The sequence below is a fragment of the Pseudovibrio sp. Ad37 genome (assembly GCF_001623075.1).
GTDB lineage: Bacteria > Pseudomonadota > Alphaproteobacteria > Rhizobiales > Stappiaceae > Pseudovibrio.
Genome location: NZ_LMCF01000026.1, coordinates 75,836 through 102,521, shown reverse-complemented (window position 1 = coordinate 102,521; position 26,686 = coordinate 75,836). Strand labels below are relative to the sequence as shown.

The following is a 26,686-nucleotide window of genomic DNA, read 5'->3' as shown; positions in this document are numbered from 1 at the left end:
ATTGGAAAGGAGCCTGTTTAAAATTTTGGAACAAAGCCCATTCTATTTTGAACAGATATTCCACTTGTGATTATTTTTGGAATATGTAATCTTTCAGAAAATGCTAGTACCTGATTGGGAGAATCCGTTGAAATCACTTGATGTCATCACAATCGGCCGGTCATCGGTCGACCTGTATGGAACGCAGGTTGGCAGCCGACTGGAAGACATGTCTTCATTTAATAAGTATGTCGGCGGCTCACCAACCAATATGTCAGTCGGAACAGCCCGTCTTGGGCTGAAATCTGCCCTTATCTCCCGCGTAGGGGATGAGCACATGGGCCGTTTCATCCGCGAGCAGCTGGTTAAAGAAGGCGTTTGCGTTGATGGTCTTGTTACTGACAAGGACCGCCTGACCGCCCTTGTTATTCTTGGCATTCGCGACAAAGAGCAGTTTCCGCTGATTTTCTATCGCGAAAACTGTGCTGACATGGCGCTGTGCGAAGATGATATTGATCCTGAGTTTATTGCTCAATCCGGCTGTGTGACTGTAACAGGCACACACCTTTCGCACCCACGCACAGAAGCTGCTGTTTTAAAAGCGCTGCGTCTTGCGAGAGAGAACGGCTCCCGTACGGCTCTGGACATTGACTACCGCCCCAACCTTTGGGGTCTTGCTGGTCATGGTGATGGTGAAGAACGTTTCATCGCTTCTGAGAAAGTGACCGCTGAGCTGCAAAAGCACCTGCACCTGTTTGACCTGATCGTGGGTACGGAAGAAGAGTTCCATATCGCAGGCGGTTCCACCAACACGCTTGAAGCTCTGAATGCCGTGCGCAAGGTCAGTAAGGCTGCTCTTGTTTGCAAGCGTGGCCCGATGGGCGCTGTGGTGTTTGAAGACGAGATTGGCGCGAGCCTTGATGATGGCAAGTCCGGTCCGGGCTTCCCGATTGAAGTGTTCAACGTGCTTGGTGCGGGCGATGGCTTTATGTCTGGCCTGCTGCGCGGCTGGCTGAAGGATGAAAACTGGGAAACCACCCTCACCTATGCAAATGCATGTGGTGCGTTTGCCGTCTCTCGCCATGGCTGTGCGCCTGCTTACCCAAGCTGGGAAGAGCTGCAGTGGTTCCTTGATAACGGTTCCTCCGAACATGCTCTGCGCAAAGACAAGAAGCTGGAGCAGATCCACTGGTCTACCAACCGCAAGGGCGAGTGGTCCAACATGAAGGTGTTTGCCTTCGACCATCGCTCTCAGCTGGAAGACATGGCCGCCAAAGTTGGCGCATCCGAAGACAAGATCCCTGAGTTTAAAGAGCTTTGCCTCAAAGCTGCTCAGCAGGTTCGTGCTGGTGGTGACGACTACGGCATTTTATGCGATGGCCGTCTTGGTGACGAAGCTCTGTTCAAAGCAACGGGTTCCGGTCTTTGGATTGGCCGTCCGGTTGAACTGCCAGGCTCTCGCCCACTGGAGCTGGAGATCGGCCCAGACCTTGGTTCGCAGCTGGCGGAATGGCCGGTTGAGCATGTGGTCAAGGTGCTGTGCTTCTACCATCCGGATGACAGCGCTGAGATGAAGGCCCGCCAGGAAGAGACCATTCTTCGCCTTGCGCATGCATGCCGTGAAAATAATCTGGAATTTTTGCTGGAAGTCATCCCGTCCAAGGTTGGACCGGTTGATGATGATACCACCGCGACTATCATTCAGCGCTTCTATGATTTGGGTGTCTACCCTGACTGGTGGAAGCTGGAGCCATTGAAGACTGACGCAGGCTGGCAGAAAGCTTGTGACGCGATCAAGTCAAATGATCCTTGGTGCCGCGGTATTGTTGTTCTTGGCCTTGATGCACCAGCTGAGGAGCTCACTGCGAGCTTTGAGGTTGCAGGCAAGTATGACCTTGTGAAAGGTTTTGCTGTGGGCCGCACTATTTTTGCTGAGGCTGCTGAGAAGTGGCTTGGCGGAAACATTTCTGACGAAGAAGCCATCGCTAACATGGCTGCAAAATTTGAAGGCCTCGGATCTGTCTGGGAGCAGGCCCGAATGGATAAGAAAGAAGTTGCATGAGCACGATCAGATTAACAGCCGCGCAGGCTCTGGTTCGCTATCTAGCAGCCCAGAAAACGCCTGAGGGAGACAGCTTTATTGCTGGGGTCTGGGCTATTTTCGGTCACGGCAACGTGGCGGGTCTTGGTGAAGCGCTTTATCACACGCAGGACACGCTGCCGACCTATCGCGGTCACAACGAGCAAGGTATGGCCCACGCGGCGATCTCCTATGCCAAAGCATCCAACCGTCGCCGCGCGATGGCTGTGACCACCTCCATTGGTCCCGGTGCAACCAACATGGTGACTGCTGCTGCGCTGGCTCACGTGAACCGCCTGCCGGTTCTGCTGCTGCCAGGTGATGTGTTTGCAAACCGTGCACCGGATCCAGTGCTTCAGCAGATTGAAGACTTTCAGGATGGCACTGTCAGTGCGAATGACTGTTTCCGCCCTGTAAGCCGTTACTATGACCGTATCCAGCGCCCTGAGCAGCTTTTGACAGCTCTGCCACGCGCCATGGCGGTTATGACTGATCCGGTCGAGTGTGGTCCTGTTACACTGGCCATGTGTCAGGACGTGCAGGCTGAAGCTTATGACTGGCCTGTGAGCTTCTTTGAAGAGCGCACCTTGCACTTCCGCCGCCCTGCACCTGATGCAGCTGAGCTGGAAACTGCGGTTGCTGCAATCCGCGCTGCGAAAAAGCCGATGATCATTGCTGGTGGTGGTGTGCACTACTCTCTGGCAACGGATGACCTGAAGAGCTTTGCTGAGACACACAACGTACCCGTTGCTGAAACGCAGGCTGGCAAGTCCGCTCTGCGATGGGATCATGAGCTGAATCTGGGCAGTGTTGGTGTGACTGGCTCTTCTGCCGCAAATGCTGTTGCCGAAGATGCTGATCTGATCATCGCAGTCGGCACACGCCTGCAGGACTTCACGACAGGCTCCTGGGCACTGTTTAAGAACCCCGATCGCCGTATTTTGCAGCTGAACGCCGCCTCTTATGACACCGGAAAGCACAATGCGCTTCCATTGGTGTGTGATGCGCGTGTTGGTCTGCAGGCTCTCAGCCAAGATTTGGGCAACTGGAAGGCTGTGACCGAGACTACGTCTCACCTTGCGACCTGGCTCTCAGCTGTTGAGAATGCAACGGCAGCCCCTGAGGGTGGCAATGAGTTGCCAACTGATGCGCAGGTGATTGGCGCTGTTCAGCGTGCCTCCAATGCAGACACCACTGTTGTGTGTGCTGCTGGTGGTCTGCCTGGCGAGCTGCACAAGCTTTGGAAGACCGACAAGCCGGGTGGTTACCATCTGGAATACGGCTTCTCCTGCATGGGCTACGAGATTGCCGGTGGTCTTGGCGTGAAGATGGCCAAGCCAGAGAACGAAGTGGTCGTCATGGTTGGCGATGGCAGCTACATGATGATGAACTCTGAGCTGGCGACCTCCGTCATGCTGGGTCACAAGATCATTCTGGTTCTGCTGGACAACCGCGGTTACGGCTGCATCAACCGTTTGCAGATGGCAACCGGTGGTGACAACTTCAACAACCTGCTGGATGACGCCTATCACGTTGAGCCATCCAACATTGATTTTGCTGCACATGCGGGTGCAATGGGGGCAACCTCTGAGCACGTGAAAAGCATCGAAGAGCTGAGTGAAGCTCTGGAGCGCGCAAAAGCCAGCACCAAGTCCTACTGCATTGTGATCGACACTGATCCGCTGCCAACCATGCCGGAAGGTGGCCACTGGTGGGATGTTGCCGTGCCAGAAGTATCAAAAAGAAAAGAAGTTAATGAAGCTCGCAAGGGCTATGAGCACGCGCTGACCAATCAGCGTTTGGGGGACTAAGGCCAATGATCCGTTACGGAACCAACCCAATTGCGTGGAGCAATGACGACGACCGTACTCTTGGTGCGCACATCTCTCTGGAACAGTGCCTGAGCGAGGCTGGCGAAATCGGCTTTGACGGCATTGAAAAGGGCCACAAGATGCCAACCGAGCCAGCTGCTTTGAAAGCTGCGCTCGACCCGCATGGTCTTGCCTTTGTTTCTGGCTGGCATTCCCTGAACCTGTTGGCTCACAGCGTTGAAGAGGAAAAGAAGGCGATCCAGCCGCACCTCGATCTGCTCAAAGCCATGGGTTGCAAGGTTTGCATCACTTGTGAAACCTCCAACGCGATCCACGGTGCTGATGATACCCCGCTGGCAGACAAGCCTGTGCTGGCTGATGACCAGTGGGCGAAGTTTGGCGCTGACGTTGAAGCAGTTGCTGCCTATTGTGCTGAACAGGGTATCTCGCTCGTTTACCATCACCACATGGGTACTGTGGTACAGAGCGGTGAAGAGATTGATCGCTTTATGGACGTGACCGGACCGAACACCTACCTGCTGCTGGACACTGGCCATGCATGGTTTGGTGGAGCAGATCCGGTGGAAGTTGCCAAGAAACATATGGCGCGTGTACGCCATTTGCATGCGAAGAACGTTCGCCCGACTGTCCGCGCACAGGTTGAAGGCGAGCGCCTGAGCTTCCTGGAAGGCGTCCGCCGCGGTGTGTTCACCGTTCCTGGCGATAAAGAAGGCGGCGTTGATTTTGAACCTGTGCTGAAGGTTGCAGCCGAGCATGGCTATGAAGGCTGGCTGGTGATTGAAGCAGAGCAGGACCCTGATCAGCGCAATCCGTTCACATACCAGAGCATGGGCCTGAAAGCACTGCGTGAGATGGCTATCAGCGCTGGTCTTGATAAGAAGGTAGTCGCATGAGCAAGCTTCTCGTAAAACCCAATGGTACAGAGGGCAAGGTGCATGACATCACGCCTGAATCAGCCGGTTGGGGCTACGTTGGTTTTGGCCTTTATCATCTGGAACCGGGCGCAAACGCCAAGGAGCTGATGAAGGGCCGCGAGGCCATTCTGGTTATCGTGGAAGGCAAAGCCTCAATCACTTCTGATGGTCAGGACTTTGGTGTGCTTGGTGAGCGCAAGAACGTGTTTGAACGCATCAAGCCATGGTGTGTGTACGTTCCTGCCGGAGCTGAGTGGAGCGCAACTGCTGTTACCAAGCTGACACTGGCTGTGTGTACTGCTCCTGCAAAAGACGGCAGCTACCCTGCCCGCGTGATTGGCCCGGATGACATTCCAAGCGTTGAGCGCGGCGTTGGTGCCAACACCCGCTACATTCACCCGATTGCCATGGAAGACCAGGACTTTGCAGAGAGCCTGCTGGTGACTGAGGTTTACACCCCTCAGGGCAACTGGTCGTCTTATCCTCCGCATCGTCATGATGAAGATAACTTCCCGGAAATGACCTATCTGGAAGAGACGTACTACCACCGTCTCAACCCGGATCAGGGTTTCGGCTTCCAGCGTGTGTTCACTGAAGATGGTGAGCTGGATGAGGCGATTGCCATGTCCAGCGGCGATGTTGTGCTTGTTCCAAAAGGGCACCACCCTTGCGGCTCTCCGTATGGCTACGAGATGTACTACCTGAATGTGATGGCTGGCCCGATGCGCAAATGGCGCTTCCAGAACCACCCTGACCACGACTGGATTGCACAGCGCGACGCAAAACCTGCGGACGCCTAAGGCACCTGATATCCGCGTGTTCCCACTGATATGTCCTTGGGAGCACGCGTTTAATAAGCGCGTAGGTTCTGCGGAAACCACCAGGCATTCGTTGGAGATGCGCGATATAAACGCTGTTGTGAAAGATAAGCTATGACTGTTTCAATTGGCCTGTTGGGAGCTGGCCGTATTGGCAAGACCCACGCAAAAGCTGTGAGCCAGCTTGAAAATGCCAAGCTGGCTGCTGTGTTCGACCCGTTTGAAGATGCTGCAAAAGAGATTGCAGCTCAAACAGGTGCACGCGTTGACGGCCTTGATGCCATCATGAATGATCCGGCTATTGATGCTGTGATCATCGCGACCCCAACTGATCTGCACGCTGAGCAGATTGAGCAGGCTGCGCGTGCTGGTAAGGCAATCTTCTGCGAAAAACCAATCCATCTGGACGGCGACCGTGTGCGCGAATGCCTCAAGGTTGTTGAAGAGACCGGCGCAAAGCTGATGGTTGGCTTCAACCGTCGTTTTGATCCGAACTTCGCTGAAGTGAAACGCCAGATCGAAGCTGGTGTCATTGGTGATGTTGAGATGGTTCAGATCACCTCTCGTGACCCTTCCCCGCCACCAGTCGACTACGTGAAGCGCTCTGGCGGTCTGTTCAAAGACATGATGATCCATGACTTTGACATGGCTCGCTTCCTGCTTGGCGAAGAAGTTGTTGAAGTGAACGCCATGGGCAGCGCAATCGTATCTGAGGAGATCGGTGCTGCTGGTGATGTGGACACGGCAACTGCAACTTTGAAAACTGCGAGCGGCAAGATCTGCACCATCACCAACTCCCGTCGCGCAACATACGGCTACGATCAGCGCGTGGAAGTGCACTGTTCCAAGGGTATGGTGTCTGCAGAAAACATGCGCACCACCACTGTGACTGTTGCAAATGGTGACGGCTACACTGCTGAGCCACTCATGGACTTCTTCATGGAGCGCTATGAAGCAGCTTACCGCATTGAGCTGGCAGCCTTCGTTGACGCTTTGACCAGTGGTACCGAGATCTCTCCAAACGGCTTTGATGGCCTGAAGGCTCTCGAACTTGCTGAAGCTGCAACTGAAGAAGTTGCCAAAGCACGCGATCTGGCAAACGCTTAAGCTGCTTTAAAAACTGAATATGAAAAGGGCCGATGCATTGCAACGGCCCTTTTTTATTGGTCTAAAGCCTTCGCTTTACGCCATGGCTGCCTGACGGCGGACGGTGGCGATGCGGAAGCGGTTGGCGACGTAGGCGCCGTCTGTGAGGCTGGCGTTGCCTGCCGGGTTGGCACCGGTGACGTGGAAGTCAGAGTAAGCTGCTGACTGATTCACATAGATGTTGCCAGTGAGGTTCACAGAAAGCGGTGCGCCTGCCCACGCGTAGGCATCAGTGGCCTGATCAATCACCCCTTCCTTTGTTGAATACAGCGCTGCGGTGATGGCACCGTGGCTCTTGGCTGAGCCTGCTGCGCGGGCGATGGCATCGTCAATGTCATCACAGGCAATGATGAAGGAGATCGGGCCGAAGCGCTCCTGCATGTAAGCTTCTTCTTCTTTGGAATCGACTGCCACAACGGTTGGCGTTGCAGAACGTGCGCCGTTCATGCCTTCCACGGGCTCAGATGAGCGGATCACTTTGCCCAGTTTTCCTGCTGCAAAAATACGTTCCAATGTGGATGGGTTCTGCACGGCGCCGAGGATGGCAGCGGCACGAGCCGGATCGCCAAGGAGCTTGTCCAATGAGATCTTGATGGCTTGCGCCACTTCCTCAAAGCTCTTCTTGCCGTCGTTGGTTTCAATGCCGTCACGGGGAACGAAGATGTTCTGCGGAGTGGTGCACATTTGACCGGAATAAAGCGACAAGGAAAACGCGATGTTGCTGGCCATGCCGCGCAGGTTGTCGGTCGATTCAATGGTGATCGCGTTGACGCCTGCTTCCTCGGTGTAGACCAATGCATCGCCTGCGTTTTCACGGACCCATGCACCAAAGGCATTGGAGCCGGTGAAGTCGATGATCTTCACGGCATCATTGGTCACCAGTTCCTTGGTTTTTGGCGCCTCTGCGGTATCCGCAGCCAGCATCAGTGCGTTTGGATCGAAGCCAGCTTCTTTGAGCACCTCACGGCCAATCTGAATGGAGATGGCCATTGGCAGGATCGCCATTGGGTGCGGTTTGATGATGACCGGGTTGCCAGTGACGAAGCTTGCGAACATACCCGGATAGGTGTTCCAGGTTGGGAAGGTCGCGCAGCCGATGACCAGCGCAACACCGCGCGGCACAACGCGGAATTTCTTGTCGAGCACAATCGGATCGTGCTTGCCCTGCGGCTTGGTCCAGGTCACCTCGGTTGGTGTCTGGGTCATCGCGTCATAGGCATAAGCGACGGCTTCCAGTCCTCTGTCCTGCGCGTGTGGGCCACCTGCCTGAAACGCCATCATGAACGCCTGACCAGAGGTGTGCATCACCGCGTTGGCGATAAGGAAAGACTTTTTGTTGATGCGAGCCAGCATTTCCAGCGCAACGCCAACGCGCTCTTCAACACTGGCTTTCGCCCAGCTTTTGCCAGCTTCTGAGGCTGCTTTGACCAGCTCTGCAGGGTCGGCATCTTCATAGGTGACGCCCAGCTCTTTGCCGTAGGGAGACGATTCTGCGCCTGTCCAGTTGCCATTGGTTGGCTGGCCCAGTGCGAATGGCTTACTGAGAATCTCCTCAAATTCTGCAAGCTGATCGTCTTTTGCTGTTTCGCCATAGATCTTACCGGATGCGATCTCAGGATAAGCAGACCAGTAATCTCTTGATTTACTTGTCTTTACTGCTTGAAAGAGCGTGTCTTTATGCGTTTCAAAAAAGTTACTCATTGTTCCTCCTCGAAAAACCTGCGCCTACCGCAGTGCTTCTTCGACCAATGTGTGACCTTAAAGCGCTCCGCAATTACTCCAGATCGCGCGAACACTTTAAAGGTCTCTTGTTTCCTGCGTATTCTCTTCCCAAAACCGGATTCCACTTTTGGCGAATACGCTCTGAATTCCAATTGACAGCGGTTTCACTTCCAGACAATAATTTACCGACCGGTCAGTCATTTCAAGCAAAAAGTGCCAGAACCATCGACCAGTCTACGAAATGATTAGGTTTTCCAGAGGGCTCTCCTCATGAATTTGGAAGTTCATTGGGAGCAAATTGGTGGTTCACTGGTGAGTGATGATTGATCTATTTGGAGGGAGAGACCATGAGCGAGCCCACAGTCATTTCCGAGCAGAGCATTTTGGTGGATGTGAATGACACCTACCACGTGATTACGCTGAACCGCCCTGACAAGCTGAACTCGTTCAACGACGAGATGCATCGCGCACTCTATGCGGCGCTGGAAGCTGCGGACGCAGATGACAACTGCCGCGCCATTTTGCTGACGGCTGCAGGCAAAGGCTTCTGCGCTGGTCAGGATCTTGGTGACCGCGTGAAGCCGACACCAGACTCCCCTCCACCGGACCTGACCCAGACCATCGGTGATTTTTATAATCCTCTCATCCGCAAGCTGAAGTCGATCAACATACCGATCGTGTGTGCGGTCAATGGCGTGGCAGCTGGCGCAGGCGCCAACATTGCCATGGCCTGTGACATCGTGATTGCCTCTGAGAAAGCCAAATTTATTCAGGCGTTTGCCAAGATCGGGCTGGTGCCGGATTCTGGCGGCACCTACTTCCTGCCACGCCTTGTGGGTTCGGCCCGTGCGCGTGGCCTTGCCATGCTGGGCACGCCGATCACAGCGAAGCAGGCCGAAGAATGGGGCATGATCTGGAAGTGCTCTTCTGCCGAGACCTTTCTGGAGGAAGCCACTGCCATGGTGCAAGAGCTTTCTGTGGGGCCAACCATTGGCCTTGGCCTGATCAAGCAGGCGCTCAATGCCTCTGAAGGCAACACGCTGGATGAGCAGCTTGATCTGGAGCGGGATTACCAGGGCGAAGCCGGACGGACACCGGATTATCTGGAGGGCGTGACGGCCTTCATGGATAAGCGGGCTCCAAAGTATTCAGGCAAGCGCTGATGAACAAGCAGGAATTAGCGGAGGCCGTTGCGGCCTCCATGTGGGACGAAGACGAGGCGACACAAGCGCTTGGGATGACGCTGGACGAGATTGCACCCGGACGGGCTGTGATTTCCATGAAGGTGATGGAGCGCATGACCAACGGGCATAAGACCTGTCATGGCGGGTACATTTTTACCCTTGCGGACAGCGCCTTTGCGTTTGCCTGCAACAGCCATAACCAACGTGTTGTCGCCTTCCAGTGTTCCATCACGTATCTCGCCCCGGCCTTTGAAGATGATGTTTTAACGGCAACTGCCGACGAACTTACCGTGCAAGGCCGATCCGGCATTTACGACATTCATGTGCGCAATCAGGACGGCGCGCATATTGCAGAATTTCGCGGAAACTCGAGGACCATCAAAGGGACGCATATCGAGTTAAGCACCTAATATTTATGGATGACCAGCATTTGAGGAGGAGAAAATGTTGGAGGTTGAAGAACGCAGGCCCGATCTGGAGCCTATTGAAACGGCAGGACGGGAAGACCTGGCAGCGCTGCAATTGGAGCGCATGCGCTGGTCAGTGCGGCACGCTTATGAGAACGTAAAGTTCTACAAAGACAGCTTTGATGCAGCTGGCGTGCATCCTGATGATCTGCAAAGCCTTGCTGATCTGGCGAAGTTTCCATTCACCACCAAGCAGGACTTGCGCGACAATTATCCGTTCGGGATGTTTGCTGTTCCGGAAGAGGATATCTGCCGCATTCATGCATCCTCTGGCACCACAGGCAAACCAACCGTTGTTGGCTACACCAAGAAGGATATTGAAACCTGGGCCGGTGTGGTTGCGCGTTCCATTCGTGCAGCAGGTGGTAAGCCGGGTGACAAAGTGCACATCGCTTATGGTTACGGGCTGTTTACGGGCGGTCTGGGTGCCCACTACGGGGCGGAAGCGCTTGGCTCTACCGTTATTCCAATGTCTGGCGGCATGACAGAGCGGCAGGTGCGGCTGATTGAGGATTTCAAGCCAGAGATCATCATGGTCACCCCGTCTTACATGCTCTCCATTTTGGATGAGTACCGCAAAGAAGGGCTGGACCCGCGCAAGAGTTCCATCAAGATCGGCATCTTTGGAGCTGAGCCATGGACCAACTCCATGCGCGAGGAGATTGAACAAGCCTTCGACATGCATGCGGTTGATATTTATGGCCTTTCAGAGGTGATGGGTCCAGGTGTGGCGCAGGAGTGTGTGGAGACCAAAGACGGCCTGCACATCTGGGAGGATCACTTCTATCCGGAGATCATTGATCCGGTAACGGGTGAGGTTCTGCCGGATGGATCTGAAGGTGAGCTGGTGTTTACCACGCTGACCAAGGAAGGCCTGCCGATCATCCGCTATCGCACCCGCGACCTGACCCGCCTGATGCCGGGCACAGCCCGCAAGATGCGGCGCATGGAGAAGATCACCGGTCGGTCTGACGACATGATGATCGTACGCGGTGTGAATGTGTTCCCGACCCAGATTGAGGAGCAGATGCTGCGCTGTGACGGGCTCTCCCCTCACTACCAAATCCAGATTGCCCGTAAGGGACGCATGGATCAGCTGACCGTCAACGTGGAAGCCGCTGCACATGCAACATCTGACGCTGATCGCCTGGCAAGCGCCAAGGAACTGGCGGTTCATGTGAAAAACAACATTGGAATTTCGGTTGGGGTAGACGTGGGCCTGCCAAATTCCATAGAACGAAGCCAAGGCAAGGCCACACGGGTTATCGACCTGCGGCCTAAAGAAGATTAACGGAATTAAAAAGCATGGCGCGCACCAGAGCAGCGGATTATGACGACAAACGCAAATCCATCTTAAAGTTATCGGCGCGCGCCTTTGCGCAGCAAGGCTATGACAAAACCTCGATGGCGCAGCTCGCCAAGATCTGTGGGTTCTCCAAGGCTTTGCTCTATCATTACTACGAGAACAAGGAGACGCTGCTGATCGACATCATCAGCGCTCACCTTGAAGAGCTGGTTGATGCGGTGGAAAGTGTTGCTCAGGCCGAGCAAGATCCATTGGAGCGTCTGCGCGGCCTGTGCCGTGCTTTACTGCTGGCTTATGAAGACGCAGATTCTGAGCATAAGCTGCAGATCAACGAGCTGTCCTTTCTTCCAACAGAGAAAAAGCAGGACATCATTGAGCTGGAGCGCAAACTGGTTGCCATCTTCGCCAAAGCAGTTGCGGCCACAAACCCGCAGTTTGGCGATGGCAGTGCGCTGATCAAGCCCGTTACCATGAGCCTGTTTGGCATGCTCAACTGGTCTTATCTATGGTTTAAACCGGGCGGCGACCTGACCCGCGAAGGTTACGCGGATCTGGTGGTGCAGTTGTTGCTGAACGGCTCGCAGTCCATACAGGGGAAACTGGCGAGCTAAGCCTCGCCTGCTCCCGATAACGCTGGATTTCTCAGTCGCCAGCTCTCCGAGGCGCAGTACCTTCACCGCGCTGTGGGGATCTCCAATTGAGACTGTGGGTTTTGTTAAATGACAGGCATGCTTTGCAGTTCGCGCTGCCTGCCTTTTCCCAAATGCCCCATTGCAGTAAAAATGCAGCTTGCAAGACTCTTCTATTTTTCCGAGAGTTACGGGAAGACTCAAGGAACAGACCCATCATGAAAACAGAACGCGAAAAGATGGAAGCGGGTGAATGGTACACCTGCATCGATGACGAGCTGGAAACGCTGCGGCAAGCGGCCTACCACGCTGTACATGAGCATCGTACGCTGCACCCGAGCAAGCGTGGATGGATAAGCCCTGCCCTGCGTACGCTGCTTGGCAGTTCTACCGACAGCACAATCATCGAGGCGCCATTTCACTGCGCTTATGGCATCAACATTCATTTGGGAGAACGGGTTTTCCTCAATGCGGGCTGCACGATTTTGGATACCGCGCCTGTGCGAATTGGTGACCAGACCATGCTTGGCCCCAATGTGCAGATCTACTGCGCCCAGCACCATAAAGACGCTGAGAAACGCTGCGCAGGGCTAGAGTTTGCCAAGCCCGTGACCATTGGCAAACGAGCATGGATTGGCGGGGCTGCGATCATCATGCCGGGCGTGACCATTGGCGATGAGGCCATTGTTGGTGCAGGCAGCGTGGTGACCAAAGATGTACCTACCGGAGCCACTGTTGTGGGTAACCCGGCACGGATGATGGGGCAGGCTTAAGTGCTGGTCACAATAAGCTCAATTGCAGGTTGGTAAAGCTGCATATAGGCTGTGGGCATCTGATCATTCCAGCAAACATAAGTGACCTATGAAACTGTTTTATGCCCCCGGCACGATCTCGATTGCCGTTGCCATTGCTCTTGAAGAATCCGGTGTACCCTACACCACACACAAAATTGACTTTAGGAACCCTGACGTCAGCCGTCCGCAGCTGTTAGAGGTGAACCCAAAGGGCCGTATCCCTGTTCTGTTGACAGACCATGGTATTTTGACAGAGGCCGGTGCTCTGCTCGACTATGTCGCTGATCTTGCTCCAGATGACAGCCTGAAGCCTTCTGATCCCTTTAAGGCCGCCAAGATGCGCGAGGCCATGTACTATCTGGCCTCCACCATGCATGTGAACCACGCCCATAAGCTTCGTGGTGCCCGTTGGGCGGACAAGGAAGCGAGTTGGGAGGACATGCGCGCCAAGGTGCCAGAGACCATGACAGCCTGCTGCGCCTATGTGGAAGAGAACATCATCACCGGCCCTTACGTGCTAGGCGACACCTTCAGCATTGCTGATGCCTACCTTTACGTGGTCAGCACCTGGCTTAAAGGCGATGGAGTGGACATCACACCGTTTCCAAAGCTCCACGCCTTCCAGAAGCTGATGGAAGAGCGGGATTGCGTGAAAGCGGTGAAAGCTGCGGGGATGCTGGGTTAAGCTCCTGACCCAAACAGGGCAGCTGCCGCTTTACATCCGGGGCAGCTGCTTTGCATTGGCTCAATACCAATTAGGCGTTTTAGTTGACCACCTCAAATGCAATTTCTCCGTTATGGAGAAAACAACATTTGGTAAAAACCGCCAGATCAACCGGATTGGGAAGACGAATATCAGACAGGTCCGGCAAGGGTTTCATTGCCAGATCAAAGTCCCTTTGAACCTGCGATATCAAGGTGATGATAATCCCTGTTTTCCTTGCAAACTCTTTGAGCTCATTCAGCTGCAAGGAGAGTTCGGGGTTTTGGCGTTTCTGATCAAGCAGCTGCAGGTAATCAATAACAACTAGCGTCTTTGAGGGCGCATGCCGAAGTTCATTGATGATGTAGCGGGCACAAATCTCATCAGAGCAATCCAGATGGAAAGCCTCCCTCATCTGAGCAGGATTGTAGCCGAGCTGGGACACACGCTTCAAAACATCTGCAGGCGTATACTCGAGGGTAAAAAAGTAACTCTCGCCCCCTGCTCTACTGGCTTGAATGGCCAGTTCCAATCCAAACAGAGTTTTGCTCTGACCCGGACGTGCAGCAATTAAAACAAGGTCTCCGCAGTCTAACTGACGAAGGCATTTTTGAGCGCGGCCAGACCGTGAGCCAGAAACCGACAGGTGGCTCCAGCTGCTATAGCCTTCTTTTTGCGCAAGCTGATCCAGCGCCGCATGTAACGGCATGCCACTTTCGCGTGCGGTTAACTTCGCTTGTCTTTTCAGATGGTGAACAGGACTGGACAGTTTCATTGAAGAACCCTCTCTTCAGAGCATACATTGCAGTCCCTCCTTATGCGCTTGCTCGAACAGTATGGTTCTGATCCTGACGTCCTACATGTGCAATGCTTTCCGGATTGGAGGGCGGAGGCTTGGACGTAGCCTTGCTGCAAGGATAGAAATCTGGCTTACCGCAATCAAGAGCCAGTTGTGCTTTTCAACATGCTGCTGAAAAGACCCAGCCTCTGCCGGTTGCTCAAAGATCAAGCCGATACACAACCTGCTGCTCGCCAAACCGTTCAAGTTGCCGGGTTTGTTGCATGCCCAGCTTTTGTAGCAGGCGGATGGAGCGGATGTTTTGGAGTTGGGTTTCAGCAAGAAGGGATGTCAGGTTCAGCTCCTGCATAGCGAATGGCAGGAAGGCATTGAGGGCTTCCTCTGCATATCCCTGCCCCCAATATTCCGGCAGGAACTCGTAGGAGACTTCCATGTCTTCTCCTTGATGACAAGGAGCTAAACTGAGCAGGCCGAGGAACTCGTTGGTTCTGCTGGAGCGCACTACAGCATGATACACCCCTGTTTCAGTAGTCACCCTTGCACATCGAGTTTCGATAGCTGCAGGGCTTTGCTTTCCGCCCAGAAACATTCTTGTTTGCTCATTGGCGAACAGTTGTCGGAGTGCGGGTTTATCTGAATGCGCTGGCTGGGAGAGTGAGCAACGGCGCGTTACAAGTGGTTTTCTCATTACACTGATCCCCTCACCTTCCTTTATGCGTTGCGCTGTTTTCTTCAGCTCAATTTCTCTCAGATCAAAGGCAATATTAAATAGAGTATCTCGCCCACCTTTATTAGCGTGCTAATAATACTTAGCCTTCTTTGGTTTTGTTATTTCTGCAGTGACGTTGCCGAGTCATAATTGGCCAGTTGATTAAGATTGTCGGCAAGAAGGGCGAACTAATGGCTCCTGGCAACAATAGGGAACAACAACCCAACGAGAACCCTGCTCCAGATCACGAAAACTGGATTCAGGCGATGGGGCAACAGCTCAATTTGCGGTTTGAACCTGGTGGTGAAGGTGAGCGGGTCCCTGCTGGTGGGCCTGAGAACCAGGTGCCGCCAGAGGTTCGGGTCGATGATGCTGAGGTTCAGCCGCCAGATGCGCCACAAGTTCCACCTGCGCAGGGCATGCCGAATATGCCGCCACTTGCAGTTCCCATGCAAGACCGCCCCAACGAAAAGCCGAAGGAAGGCAGCCGGATGCAGGTGGAGTACAAGGACAATGGCACGATGGTCATTGATCCTTACTCCGTCCCCCGCACAATTGCGACTGGTCATGGGGCTGGTTTGGACGGTGTACGCCACGCGGTTTATGCGCCAACCCGATTGTCTACAGATGTAGAAGGCAAAATCACCCCACCTCTACAAGGTGCTGACCTGAACGAACATGCCCTTGGACGCGGCGGGACAGGGTACCTGCAAACCTATCCGGAGATGGAGGATGCCGTCATCAAACGCCCTTACAGCTTTGGTGAGGGCGAAGACCGCCAGTTCCTTGGGATGGAGTCCATCATTCATGAAACCACCATTCTTTCTGCTCTTGGCGAGTTTGAAGGTGCAAAGGGCGTTGAAAATATCATCAAGGTGAAGGGTTCTGGCGTGACTGGCGATGGTGAGCCTTTCGTGATCATGGAGAACCTCAAAGGCGGCACGCTGGATAACCGCATTGCGAATGAAGGTCTTCCTCCAGCGCAACTGGACCAGTTCGCTGAAGGCTTGCTCTCTGGAATTTCCTTCCTGCAGAACCGCAATGTGATCCACCAGGACCTGAAGATCGACAATATCATGTTCCGCGATCAGGACAGTGTGGAACCGGTGATCATCGACTTTAATGCCGCCTCCGCCACAGAAGGTATTGCTGCCACCACAGATGACTACGAAGAATTCCGCTATGAGCGGGATGGTGAGCCGAACATGCAGCCGCCAGAGAAACAAGGCAACGAGATCAATCTGGCGAAGATCACCCCCAAAGCAGATTCCTGGACTGGTGGCCTTTGTCTGGCCGCAGCTGTCATCGGCAAGCAAAACCAGCAACAGTTGATTCAGGAGGCCAGATTGGCCGGAGAGGATCAGGTGGCGATTGACGCAGCCCTTGATGCTCGCCTTGGAATGGCTCCTGAACACATCAAAGTGGCCATCAAAGGCATGATGCGGGCTGATGTAGCTGAACGCCTGACCGCTGAGCAAGCCCTTGAGCTGATGCACCAGAACAATCCGGAGTATGTGCCTGAAGAACAACCACAGCCGCAGGCACCTGAACCAGAGCCTCAAGAGCCGGGACGGGTCTATAACGAGGGTCCTAAGGAAGGCAGCCCAATCCGTGTACAGAGAAAGCGAAATGGCACCATGGTGATTGAGCCGGACAGTGTGCCAACAGGCATCGAGATGGTGCCTCAGCGCGGGCGAGACGCTCGCCAATTTGGCAATCGCTATCGCGCGACACAGCATAGCCTGCGCATGAACCAGCATGTTCCGCCACCAATCGTCGACGGGGAACACGATCAGCCGGGCGTTCTTGCCCACGGTGCAACTGGCGTGCTCCAGGACTTCACAGAGATGGAAAACGCGGTTTTGAAGCGCCCCAATGCGGTGCAGGTGGAGGCGGGAGAACCTTTGACCTACATCGGCATTCCGCAGCTTCTGCATGAAGCGAAGATCCTGACGGCGCTGGCTGAATTTGACGAGGCAAAGGGCTACGAGAACATCCCTCAGATCAAAGGCACCGGCATCACCGAACAGGAAGAGCCTTACATGGTGATGGAAAAGCTCAAGGGCGGCAATCTGGCTGAACGCATCCCAGAAGACAAGGGCATGCCCCAAGAACAGGCAGAGGCATTTGCCAACGGCCTGCTGAATGGACTTGACTTCCTGCACAAGCGCAACATCGTCCATCAGGACCTGAAACCCAACAACATCATGTTCCGCGAGGAAGGCGATGAGGTGCCGGTGATCATCGACTACGACCTTGCCACGGCGCATGAAGGTGTAGCGACGGGAACTGGTGAAGGTGAGCCCGATGGGTTTGATTTAAGCGGCACCCCAGACATCATGCCGCCTGAAGCCAAGAATCCTGGCCCGAACAAGGAAAATTTGAGCGAGAAGATTGATGTCTGGTCTGCTGGCCTCTTGCTGGTGACGGCCGTTGCCGGAAGTGCGACTGCAGAGCTTTTGAAGACGGATTTAGTAGAATTCCGTAATGGTGAAAACAAGGACTCCAACCAGTTGCGCGTGTTGCTGGAGCGGCACTTAGCTGGTGTTCCGCAAAACATGAAGGAAGCCATCATCGGTCTGCTCAAACTGAACCCAACAACCCGCCTTTCCGCAGAACAGGCGCTCACGTTGATCAATCATGCGAAGGGAGGCCCAGGCGGTTGATTAAGGAGGATCGTGGTGCGGTTGCTGTGATCTGATGATGTACAGTTTCCCCTATACCCCCAGCTTTACGACCACGTTGAGGAGCGTATCACGGAGGGATTGGACTTCTTCTTTGGTGAGGTTCTGGTAGATGACGCGGCGATCGCCGGTCATGACGCTTTCCATGGCTTTTTCGACGGTGATTTTGCCTTTGTTGGTTAGGCCGACGATCTTGCTGCGTTTGTCGGTATCGTGATCGATGCGCGTGACGAGGCCGTCGGATTCCAGCTGCTTGAGAATTTTGGTCATACCGCCTGAAGTCATCAGCAGAGCACGGTACAAATCACTGGGGGACATTTCCCTCGGCTCAGGTAGCCCTCGCAGCGCGACCAGCACCTCAAAGGCGCCGTTTGTCAGGCCGTAGGTTTCCAACTCTTTGTTGCAGTTTTGATCGAGGATTTCGCTGAACCTGTTCATACTCAGAAACAGCTCGGTTTCTAAAGAGACAGCTTCTGGCCAGTTCTGGCGCATCTGTTCCAGGGCTTTGCCCATTGGGTAGGCTTTCGACATGAGATCCTCATCACAGTTTATCGGATTTCTAAATCAAACCTTGCCAGAAAGATAGTTTGAATATACCTATCCAGAAAGCTACTTAGATAGATAGGTGTGACATGAGAAGTTTCTGGGACAGAGTTCGACACTCCGTGCTGTTTGAAGGGATCGCCCTTTCCATCGTCGCGGTGTTTGGAAGCTGGATTACTGGCCATTCCATTTCAGAGATTGGTGTTCTTGGACTGGTCATGTCCCTGATCGCCATGGGCTGGAACTTTCTTTACAACTGGCTCTTCGACAAATGGTATGTGGCCAACCGTGGTGCCAAGCCAAGGACCGTTGCCTTGCGTATTGTGCACGCCCTGTTGTTTGAAGGCGGGCTGCTTGGATTTGGCATTGTCGCAATCATGTGGCTTCTGCAGATGAATTTTGCTCAGGCATTGCTGCTTGATATCGGCTTTGCGGTGTTCTTTCTGGTTTACGCCTTTGTCTACAACTGGGTTTACGATCTGGTGTTCCCCGTTCCGGTTGCAAAAGCCGTTTGAACGTGTGGTACTGACATAAGAACGCAAGAAAAGCCGGAATAACGCAAATTCCGGTTTTTCCTTTCAAACCAACGCAAACCGTCGTTTTGATAGATCAGATGTCGTCGTAATCGACTGTTACATCATCTGTTTTCGGCCTGGACTGGCAAGTGAGCACGTAGCCAGCCTCAATCTCCCATGGTTCCAGCGAATAATTGACGGCCATGTCGACTTGACCAGAGACCACCTTGGCGCGGCAGGTGCAGCACATTCCACCCTTACAGGAGAACGGTGCTTCTATGCCCAAACGCAGGGCACCATCAATGATGGTTTCACCCGGTTCCAGAGTAACGTCGTGGCGTGCACCATCAACGATCATGGAGACCTTGGCCTTATGGTCTACAGCGCTGGAATCCTTGGCTTTATGGGCTGCGTGCGGGTCACCGCCATCAGCAGGCACAAAGAGCTCGTTATGGATGTGTTCCAGCGGAATGCCATGGCTTTGACAGGCTTGTTTGGCTGCCTCAATCATATCACCCGGACCACAAAGGAAGACGTGGTCGATGCTGTTCTCACCAACGGTTTTGGTGATGAATTCCTCAATCTTTTCAGATGTTAAGCGACCATTGAAGAGGCTCAGTTCCTGCTCTTCACGAGACAGAACATGGTAGACACTCAAGCGATCGAGGAAGCGATCCTTCAGGTCATCCAGCTGATCCTTAAAAATCACGCTCTGGGAATTCTTGTTGCCGTAGAACAGGAAGAAGTGGCTGTTCGGCTCATCTTCCAGTACAGCCTGCACCATGGACATGATCGGCGTGATGCCGGATCCTGCTGCAAAAGCGGCGTAAACCCTTGCTTCTTCAGTGGTTCCTCTTGGCAGATTGAAGCGGCCCATCGGGGTCATCACGTCAATCTCGTTGCCAACAGAGACATGATCCAGAGCGAAGCTTGAGAAGCGACCACCCTCCACTTTCTTGATCGCAACGCGGATGTCATCATCCTTTGGAGACGAGCAAATGGAGTAGGATCGGCGGGTGTCTTCGCCGTTGATGAACTCGCGCAGGGTGAGATACTGCCCTGGAATAAAAGAATAATCTGACTTCAGGTCCGCAGGAATTTCAAAGGCGATAGAGACAGCTTCCTCTGTTTCCTGATGGACTGACTTGATCTTCAATCTATGAAACCGTGGTGACATGGTTTCCTCCCTTACATCTGTCGGCGTTTTTCAGGCGAGCGGATCAAATGCACTTGAAATAATCAAACGGCTCAGAGCAATCATTGCAGCGGTACAGCGCTTTGCAAGCAGTAGAGCCAAACTCGGAAATGCGGCTGGTGTTGGCAGAGTTGCACTTGGGGCAACGGACTTGCTCCTCACCAAACAAGGCCCGGCGCGAGGCCTTGCCGTTTGGAGGCGCAATGCCGTAAACCCTTAGCTTTTCACGCGCTTTTTCTGAAAGCCAATCGGTGGTCCAGGCTGGCGTGAGAACGGTTTTGACGTCCACCCTCTCAAAACCAGCGGTGAGCAGAGCCGCTTCAATATCGAAAGCGAACATGCTCATGGCCGGGCAACCAGTGTAGGTTGGTGTGATGGTCACCTCTACAGAACCATCTGCCTGCACGTGCACATCGCGCAAGACACCAAGGTCCTCAATGGTAAGCACCGGCACCTCAGGATCGGGTACATCGCACACCGCATTCCAGGCCTTTTGATCCAACTCAGATCTCAGAATTTTCGCTGCAACTGCCATGGGTTAGCTCCCGATCACCACTGGGCTTGTGGGAACGAGCGCTGCAGATACTGCATTGGCGACAGAATATGTCCCAGATGCTCGCTGTGCTCGCCCTTACGGCCACCTGTCTGCATCCAGCTTTCAGTTGGACGTTCTAGATTGGCGCGTGCCAGAACCGTGTTCACCGTCTCATCCCATAAGTGCTTGATAGACATAGGATCTACAGCAACTTCTTTGGCAACTAATGATGATACAACCTCGTCACATTCAAACATCTCGCCGGTGTACATCCAGAGGAACTCCAACGCATCACTTATGCGATTGTGGCTTTCCTCGGTGCCGTCTCCCAGACGGATCACCCACTCAGCAGAATGGCGCAGATGGTAAGCTGCTTCTTTCTCTGCTTTCGCTGCCAGACCTGCCAGTTGCTCGTCTTTTGAGTTCATCATCGCTTCCCAGAACGGGTGCATGAACGCGGAGAAGAGGAACTGGCGCATGATGGCATACGCGAAATCATCATTGGGCTGTTCGACCAGCAGAAGATTGTTGAATTCACGCTCAACCCTATGAAAACACAGGGCATCTTCGTCGCGACCCTTACCTTCGATTTGCCCTGCATAGGTGTAGAGCTCACGGGCATGACCGATGAGATCAAGCGCGATATTGGTGAGTGCGATGTCTTCTTCCAGGTGAGAAGCGTGACCACACCATTCGCCTAGTCGCTGGCTCAGAATTGCGGAGTCGTCAGCTAACCGCATGCAATATGTAAATAGTGCCGTATCTGTCATCATGGCCTCCTTACATATTCGCGACTTCGTCAGGCAACTCATAGAACGTTGGGTGGCGATAAATCTTTGAAGCTGTTGGCTCAAACATCTCGCCCTTCTCGTCCGGATCGTTCGCGATGATTGCTGCTGATGGGACAACCCAGATAGACAGCCCTTCTCCGCGGCGTGTGTAAACGTCTCGCGCTGCCTGCAGAGCCATCTCCGCGTCAGCTGCATGGACAGAACCTGCATGTCTATGAGACATGCCATTGCGTGCTCTGATGAATACTTCCCAAAGTGGTGTTGCTTGTTCGCTCATCTGATCCCTCCCTTAAGCAGCTGATTTCTTTGCGGCTTGCTTTGCAGCGTACGCCTGCGCAGCCTCGCGCACCCAAGCACCGTCCTCATGTGCCTTGATGCGGTCTTTCATCCGCTGCTTGTTGCAGATGCCATTGCCTTGAATGGTGTTGTAAAACTCGTCCCAGTCCGGTTCACCATGCTCCCAGTGCCCCGTTTCCTCGTTAAGTTTGAGGTCAATATCCGGCAGAGAAATGCCGAGAACCTTTGCCTGAGGCACAGTGGCATCGACGAACTTTTGACGAAGCTCATCGTTGGTAAAACGCTTGATCTTCCACTTCATGCTAGCGGCTGAGTGCTTGCTGTCCTTGTCAGAGGGACCAAACATCATCAATGCAGGCCACCAGAGGCGATTAACGGCGTCCTGAACCATCTCCTGCTGCTCTGCAGTGCCTTTCATCATGGCAACGAGAAGATCGTAGCCCTGACGCTGATGGAAGCTCTCTTCCTTACAGATGCGGATCATTGCACGGGAATATGGCCCGAAAGAACAGCGACATAGCGGGATCTGGTTCATAATTGCGGCACCATCAACCAACCAGCCAACGGCACCAACATCCGCCCAGTTGAGCGTTGGGTAGTTGAAGATGGAAGAGTATTTGGCTTTGCCGGTCAGCAATTGATCCACCAGTTCCTCGCGGGAAACACCCAGGGTTTCTGCGGCGGAATAGAGGTAGAGGCCGTGACCACCTTCGTCCTGAATTTTGGCAAGCAAGATGGCTTTGCGCTTCAAAGATGGAGCCCGCGTCACCCAGTTTCCTTCTGGCAACATGCCGACCACTTCTGAGTGCGCATGCTGAGAGATCTGCCGGACCAGCGTCTTGCGATAGGCCGCTGGCATCCAGTCGTTGGGCTCAATCTTCTCTTCACGATCAATGCGAGCTTGAAAAGCTGCAAGCTTCTCTTCGTCCTCAACACCAGCCTCAACTGCCGGGTTGTTCAATGCTTGCGTGTACATAGGTAAGGTCCCTCCCAAGAGCACACCAATGTTCGTTTCCGCTTCAATATGTCACAGAATACCATTCTCACAAGTATTTTTTGTAACATTTAAGGGTGCATTTTAGGACAATTCTAAATTCGCTAATGATTACAAAGGTTGGAACCGTTCAAAAAAAGCAGGTTCAGGAGATGGCAAAGCGCCCTCTGCATTCTTGGCGTTAGAATCAAGCCAGACCTCACCGTGATCTCTCAGGGTGTTGTAGATGCCCGCTGCAAGTTCTCGTGCGACGCTTCCCTCCCACTTATCTGGCAGGGCTTGTAAAGGCAGCTCAGGATCTCTGAGAACCAGTCGCCGGAGGTCATGGATCAGAATGATGCGGATGATCAGAGCTGTTTCTGGTGCAATAGGAGCACGGCTTCCACACTCAAGAAGTGCTTGCAAGCCGCCGTAATTTTCAATGAACTCGCGGTATCCCTGCTGCAAGCTCTCCAGGTTCCAGGCTTGCCGGGCAAGCTGCACGGCTTTGTCAGAAGGTGCCTTGGATTGCATAAACACGACCTTCTCTGAGGATTTGGGCAATTGCTGGCCGATGTCCGGTTTAATCAACACGTTCGGCGCGATCACGCCAAAGCCCTGATCTGTCAGGTGTTCCCGGCGTTCAGCCCGCCCCTCCCCTTCACTCAGAATTGCCGTGATCCAGTTGCCATTCCCGTTTGCCGGACCACGGGCATAAATGCGCGGCGTTGCCTGATCAAAAGTCTCGCGGCCCATTTTGGTAAGGCGATAGAACGAGTTGCGACCGATGCGTGTGCGCTCCAACCAGCCATCAGTGGCCAGACGAGACATGGCGGTGCGGACCACTCCGGAGTTGATCCCAACCATCTGCATGATCTCGGTGATGTTTCCCATCCAGAGCTCACCACCACGCGGCGCAACGCAGTCTCCAAAGATCGAGATGATCATGGACCATGAGCGGATTGGCTTTTGGGCGTGAAAACGATCAATGAGCCTTTGTTGTTCCGTTTCGAGAATGCTCACGTTCACACGCCTTTTGAGGTTCAGAAGCTGCATATTTGTAAGCGGTCAATGCGCTTTTGTGCAAGCCTCTGTTTAAAAAGAGCAATAATGAGCAAGGCAAAGAAAAAGCCGGAGGCGTGTGCCTCCGGCTTAAATTTATCTGCTCAACAAGATCAGCTTATTTTGCAGTTGCGTCAGTGATGCGACCAGCCAATTTAGGCTCGTATGCACCGCCCTGCGCTTTCAGGAAGTCAGCAAGTACGAACTCAAGGCCTGGACCGTAGTCGTATGCGTTTTTACCTTCTGTTGCGAAGATCTTGTAGCCGTCACCACCGTTACGAACGTAGTTGTTGGTTGCAAGCTTGTAAAGCTTGTCTGCATCAATTGCAGAACCGTCTTCCAAGGTTACTTCAACAACACGCTCACCAGCAGGCTTGGACGCATCAAAGGTGAACTTCAGACCAGCAATCTGTGGGAAGCGTCCGCCGCCTTCTTCGATCTTGGACAGACCGTTTTCGAGAGCGGTTTTGATGAACTTACCCTGAAGTTCGAAGGTCGCCAGAGTGTTCTGGAAAGGAAGAACTGCCAGAGCTTCGCCCATGGTTACTTCGCCAGCGTCGATAGAAGCACGCAGACCACCACCGTTGGTGATTGCGATTTCAACGCCTTTGTCTTTCGTTGCAGCAAGCATAGCGTCAGCTACGAGAACACCCATTTCACACTCACGTGCGCGGCAAGACTTGCGGTCACCATCTACTGGTGCTGCAGTTGCGCCGATAACTTCGGTGCGAATTTCGTCAAGCGGACCAGCAAGTTCTGCGATACGTGCTTTGGTTACTTCGTTTTCAGCAACCTTCGCGTCCATGATGATTGGCTCGCCAACAGCTTCGATCACGTCGCCGTTGTCGTCAAACTTCACGTTCAACTCGCCAAGGAATTTGCCGTAAGCGTATGCAGATACGATCGCAGCTTTCTTTCCGTTTGGAGCTTCAACCCAAGTTGGGTATGGGCCTTCAGCACGGTCAGAAGTGTTGGACAGATAAGTGTTGGTATGGCCGCCTACAATCACATCGATACCGTCTACAGCAGCAGCGATTTTCTTATCAACGTCGTAACCGGAGTGAGACAGAACGATGATCTTGTTCACACCCTGCGCCTGAAGCTCAGCAACGTGTTTGGTAGCAGCTTCGATTGGGTCGTAGAATGTAACATGATCGCCAGGGCTGGACAGCTCATGCGTGTCATCTGGCGTCAGGCCGATGAAACCGATTTTTTCGCCGTCACGCTCAACGATAGAGGTAGGCTTCAGAACGCCGATCAGCTTGCCTTCTTTGGAGACGTCAGCGTTTGCAAGAAGAACCGGGAAGTTCACGATATCCATGAAGCCACGCAGAACTTCTGGACCATCATCAAACTCGTGGTTGCCGACGGTCATTGCGTCGTAACCAAGAGTGTTCATGAACTCAGCAGCAGCCTTACCTTTGTAGTAAGTGTAGAACAGAGAACCCTGGAACTGGTCACCACCATCCACGAGGATAGAGTTTTTAGCAGCCGCACGGCGCTCTTTGATTGCTGTTTCCAAACGGGCAGTGCCACCCAAACACTTGCCTTTTGCATCATCCTTTGCGGAACAATTCGAGTCGTACTTGTTGATTGGCTCAATGCGGGAATGGAAATCATTCGTATGCAAAATGGTCAGATCAAATTCTGCCATAGCCGGCGCGGAAACGCCAAAAGACAACAAAAGCGCAGTTGCGCCCAAGAGATGCTTTTTCATAGGTCTTGCCTTTATTCAATTGCCCCAAGCAATTTAACGAGACGGCTACGCGAGAATCTCTATATCCGCGCAAACCTCCCAAGAACACGCTCGGTACAATTGCCCATAACTGTGACAGGCACAAGACTAAAGGAGATATATTTCGCCATCTAACTGAAAAAAAATTCAGAGCCTGACTTTTTAATCGCGAGCCTTATTAGTACCTATTACAAGGGGTAGGATTGTTGAGAATCCTTATAATATATCAACTTGTTGGCTCAATAAATCAGAGGTAGAAAACACCCGAATTTGGTAAAATTTATCGAAAAAACCCTTAGATTCTCGAAATATTTATCCCCAAATGCTCAGTGCAGAATACGTGAATTTTCTAGGTCAGTGATATCAGATTCAGAGAACTCTTCCTCAACCGCGGGTACGGAATAATGACCACTCAACCACTTGTTGAGATCCACCTGTTTACACCTGTCTGAGCAAAACGGCTTTGTTGCCTCTTGCGCTGGTTTCTCGCAGATCGGGCATTTTACTGATGGCTTCTTCATCATCTCTCTCAACTGCTAGCTTTGATCTTCGCAGATATGGCTGTTCACCTATCCGGCTCAGCAGAGCATCTGCTAGTGCCTCTAGCCAGAAATCTACAGGACATCAAGAGATAAAATCAGATCATTTTGATGGTTTTGTTGAATTTGGAGTAACGGAGCGTCAGCCACCCCTTCACAACTGCAAATTATCTCCTAAATTTAAGGCGTTAAACAGTTTAGCTGCAAACAACTTTGCAGCAATTAGAGTTCAGACTAAGATTAGCCATAGGCAGGCACTTTTGAACATGCTCGTATCCTTATCCGAACACCAGAACCACGTTTCAGGGATACACTCTGAGTTCTGTATGGATTTGAAAGTATCTCGCGAACACCGGGGAAGCGTATAATGAACAATGAAGTTTCTTGGATTCTGACAACGCACCTGGCCACCGCAGAACCGAAAGTCTTTGAAGGACTGATGGTGGAGATGGTGAAAGCAGTCCAGCAAATGCAGGGTGATACCACAGCTTATGTCTGGTACCTGAGCGAAGACGGGCAATCCTGCGAGATTTTTACGAGCTTCAAGGACAGCAACTCAGCAATGTTGCACCTGACGTGGTTCTCCAACACCTATTCCAAGCAGTTTATGGACACATTGCACCCAACAGGCATGACAGTTTATGGCAAACCAACTCAGGAGCTGCGCAATGCTCTTGCGAGCTTGTCACCACGATATGTACAAACTGTGGGTGGGTTTGCGCGTTAGCCTTCTCC

26 protein-coding genes are annotated in these 26,686 nt (G+C 53.1%); 14 read left to right on the top strand and 12 right to left on the bottom strand.

What is annotated here, in order from left to right; all coding sequences use genetic code 11:
* The first annotated feature begins 100 nt into the window (after positions 1-100).
* From iolC to iolG, 5 genes are all read left to right on the top strand, one after another.
* The gene (gene iolC, locus PsAD37_RS08040) at positions 101-2,041 is read left to right on the top strand and encodes a 5-dehydro-2-deoxygluconokinase (RefSeq protein WP_193778232.1); all 1,941 of its coding nucleotides are present in this window, start codon (positions 101-103) and stop codon (positions 2,039-2,041) included.
* The gene (iolD, locus tag PsAD37_RS08035; protein WP_063295690.1) at positions 2,038-3,870 is read left to right on the top strand and encodes a 3D-(3,5/4)-trihydroxycyclohexane-1,2-dione acylhydrolase (decyclizing); all 1,833 of its coding nucleotides are present in this window, start codon (positions 2,038-2,040) and stop codon (positions 3,868-3,870) included. The genes iolC and iolD overlap by 4 nt, the downstream gene beginning before the upstream one ends.
* Positions 3,871-3,875: 5 nt before the next feature.
* Entirely contained in the window at positions 3,876-4,784 is a 909-nt protein-coding gene (gene iolE / locus PsAD37_RS08030) for a myo-inosose-2 dehydratase (RefSeq protein WP_063295689.1), read from the top strand.
* Positions 4,781-5,605, top strand: a complete 825-nt coding sequence (gene iolB, locus PsAD37_RS08025; protein ID WP_057465008.1) for a 5-deoxy-glucuronate isomerase — start codon at positions 4,781-4,783, stop codon at positions 5,603-5,605. Before iolE ends, iolB begins: the two co-directional genes overlap by 4 nt.
* Before the next feature lie 132 nt (positions 5,606-5,737).
* The gene (iolG, locus tag PsAD37_RS08020) at positions 5,738-6,730 is read left to right on the top strand and encodes an inositol 2-dehydrogenase (RefSeq protein WP_063295688.1); all 993 of its coding nucleotides are present in this window, start codon (positions 5,738-5,740) and stop codon (positions 6,728-6,730) included.
* 75 nt (positions 6,731-6,805) lie between these two features.
* Here iolG and paaN read toward each other — a convergent pair whose 3' ends face one another.
* The gene (paaN, locus tag PsAD37_RS08015; protein WP_063295687.1) at positions 6,806-8,470 is read right to left on the bottom strand and encodes a phenylacetic acid degradation protein PaaN; all 1,665 of its coding nucleotides are present in this window, start codon (positions 8,468-8,470) and stop codon (positions 6,806-6,808) included.
* Positions 8,471-8,838: 368 nt separating this feature from the next.
* Between paaN and paaG the strand changes: the two genes are divergently transcribed.
* The 6 genes from paaG (at position 8,839) to PsAD37_RS07985 (ending at position 13,556) form a co-directional block, all read left to right on the top strand.
* Complete coding sequence (paaG, locus tag PsAD37_RS08010; RefSeq protein WP_208991763.1) at positions 8,839-9,654, top strand: 2-(1,2-epoxy-1,2-dihydrophenyl)acetyl-CoA isomerase PaaG; 816 nt, start codon at positions 8,839-8,841, stop codon at positions 9,652-9,654.
* A complete protein-coding gene (gene paaI, locus PsAD37_RS08005) occupies positions 9,654-10,085 on the top strand; it encodes a hydroxyphenylacetyl-CoA thioesterase PaaI (protein ID WP_063295686.1) in 432 nt (143 codons plus the stop codon). The genes paaG and paaI overlap by 1 nt, the downstream gene beginning before the upstream one ends.
* 34 nt (positions 10,086-10,119) lie before the next feature.
* Positions 10,120-11,433, top strand: coding sequence for a phenylacetate--CoA ligase PaaK (gene paaK / locus PsAD37_RS08000; protein WP_063295685.1), 1,314 nt, complete (start codon positions 10,120-10,122; stop codon positions 11,431-11,433).
* Between the two features lie 14 nt (positions 11,434-11,447).
* On the top strand, positions 11,448-12,059 hold the full coding sequence (locus tag PsAD37_RS07995; RefSeq protein ID WP_063295684.1) for a TetR/AcrR family transcriptional regulator: 612 nt from the start codon (positions 11,448-11,450) through the stop codon (positions 12,057-12,059).
* Positions 12,060-12,292: 233 nt separating this feature from the next.
* Positions 12,293-12,850 carry a sugar O-acetyltransferase gene (locus PsAD37_RS07990; protein ID WP_153039694.1) on the top strand — a complete coding sequence of 186 codons (558 nt, stop codon included), beginning with the start codon at positions 12,293-12,295 and terminating at the stop codon, positions 12,848-12,850.
* Positions 12,851-12,938: 88 nt separating this feature from the next.
* The gene (locus PsAD37_RS07985; protein ID WP_063295682.1) at positions 12,939-13,556 is read left to right on the top strand and encodes a glutathione S-transferase family protein; all 618 of its coding nucleotides are present in this window, start codon (positions 12,939-12,941) and stop codon (positions 13,554-13,556) included.
* A 79-nt stretch (positions 13,557-13,635) separates the two neighbouring features.
* Here the strand turns inward: PsAD37_RS07985 and PsAD37_RS07980 are convergent, their stop codons facing one another.
* On the bottom strand, positions 13,636-14,349 hold the full coding sequence (locus PsAD37_RS07980; protein ID WP_063295681.1) for a DNA helicase: 714 nt from the start codon (positions 14,347-14,349) through the stop codon (positions 13,636-13,638).
* Positions 14,350-14,572: 223 nt separating this feature from the next.
* Positions 14,573-15,061, bottom strand: coding sequence for a GNAT family N-acetyltransferase (locus PsAD37_RS07975; RefSeq protein ID WP_084407689.1), 489 nt, complete (start codon positions 15,059-15,061; stop codon positions 14,573-14,575).
* A 212-nt stretch (positions 15,062-15,273) separates the two neighbouring features.
* On the opposite strand from PsAD37_RS07975, the gene PsAD37_RS07970 reads away from it, so the two are divergent.
* On the top strand, positions 15,274-17,748 hold the full coding sequence (locus tag PsAD37_RS07970; RefSeq protein ID WP_063295679.1) for a protein kinase: 2,475 nt from the start codon (positions 15,274-15,276) through the stop codon (positions 17,746-17,748).
* A gap of 51 nt (positions 17,749-17,799) precedes the next feature.
* On the opposite strand, the gene PsAD37_RS07965 is transcribed toward PsAD37_RS07970, so the two are convergent.
* A complete protein-coding gene (locus tag PsAD37_RS07965) occupies positions 17,800-18,297 on the bottom strand; it encodes a MarR family winged helix-turn-helix transcriptional regulator (RefSeq protein WP_063295678.1) in 498 nt (165 codons plus the stop codon).
* Positions 18,298-18,398: 101 nt separating this feature from the next.
* Between PsAD37_RS07965 and PsAD37_RS07960 the strand changes: the two genes are divergently transcribed.
* Entirely contained in the window at positions 18,399-18,824 is a 426-nt protein-coding gene (locus PsAD37_RS07960) for a PACE efflux transporter (protein WP_084407688.1), read from the top strand.
* A gap of 94 nt (positions 18,825-18,918) precedes the next feature.
* On the opposite strand, the gene paaE is transcribed toward PsAD37_RS07960, so the two are convergent.
* From paaE to yacG, 8 genes are all read right to left on the bottom strand, one after another.
* A complete protein-coding gene (gene paaE, locus PsAD37_RS07955; protein ID WP_057464992.1) occupies positions 18,919-20,001 on the bottom strand; it encodes a 1,2-phenylacetyl-CoA epoxidase subunit PaaE in 1,083 nt (360 codons plus the stop codon).
* A 43-nt stretch (positions 20,002-20,044) separates the two neighbouring features.
* Positions 20,045-20,554, bottom strand: coding sequence for a 1,2-phenylacetyl-CoA epoxidase subunit PaaD (gene paaD / locus PsAD37_RS07950; protein ID WP_063295676.1), 510 nt, complete (start codon positions 20,552-20,554; stop codon positions 20,045-20,047).
* 14 nt (positions 20,555-20,568) lie between these two features.
* Positions 20,569-21,327, bottom strand: a complete 759-nt coding sequence (paaC, locus tag PsAD37_RS07945) for a 1,2-phenylacetyl-CoA epoxidase subunit PaaC (protein WP_084404674.1) — start codon at positions 21,325-21,327, stop codon at positions 20,569-20,571.
* A gap of 7 nt (positions 21,328-21,334) precedes the next feature.
* The gene (gene paaB, locus PsAD37_RS07940) at positions 21,335-21,622 is read right to left on the bottom strand and encodes a 1,2-phenylacetyl-CoA epoxidase subunit PaaB (RefSeq protein WP_054664467.1); all 288 of its coding nucleotides are present in this window, start codon (positions 21,620-21,622) and stop codon (positions 21,335-21,337) included.
* A gap of 12 nt (positions 21,623-21,634) precedes the next feature.
* Complete coding sequence (paaA, locus tag PsAD37_RS07935; RefSeq protein ID WP_063295674.1) at positions 21,635-22,618, bottom strand: 1,2-phenylacetyl-CoA epoxidase subunit PaaA; 984 nt, start codon at positions 22,616-22,618, stop codon at positions 21,635-21,637.
* A gap of 129 nt (positions 22,619-22,747) precedes the next feature.
* Positions 22,748-23,638: a PaaX family transcriptional regulator C-terminal domain-containing protein gene (locus PsAD37_RS07930; protein ID WP_153039691.1), complete on the bottom strand. Its 891-nt coding sequence runs from the start codon at positions 23,636-23,638 to the stop codon at positions 22,748-22,750.
* A 157-nt stretch (positions 23,639-23,795) separates the two neighbouring features.
* The gene (locus tag PsAD37_RS07925) at positions 23,796-25,394 is read right to left on the bottom strand and encodes a bifunctional UDP-sugar hydrolase/5'-nucleotidase (protein WP_063295672.1); all 1,599 of its coding nucleotides are present in this window, start codon (positions 25,392-25,394) and stop codon (positions 23,796-23,798) included.
* Between the two features lie 344 nt (positions 25,395-25,738).
* Positions 25,739-25,936, bottom strand: a complete 198-nt coding sequence (gene yacG / locus PsAD37_RS07920) for a DNA gyrase inhibitor YacG (protein ID WP_057464985.1) — start codon at positions 25,934-25,936, stop codon at positions 25,739-25,741.
* Positions 25,937-26,318: 382 nt separating this feature from the next.
* Between yacG and PsAD37_RS07915 the strand changes: the two genes are divergently transcribed.
* Positions 26,319-26,678, top strand: coding sequence for a hypothetical protein (locus PsAD37_RS07915; RefSeq protein WP_063295671.1), 360 nt, complete (start codon positions 26,319-26,321; stop codon positions 26,676-26,678).
* Positions 26,679-26,686 lie beyond the last annotated feature (8 nt).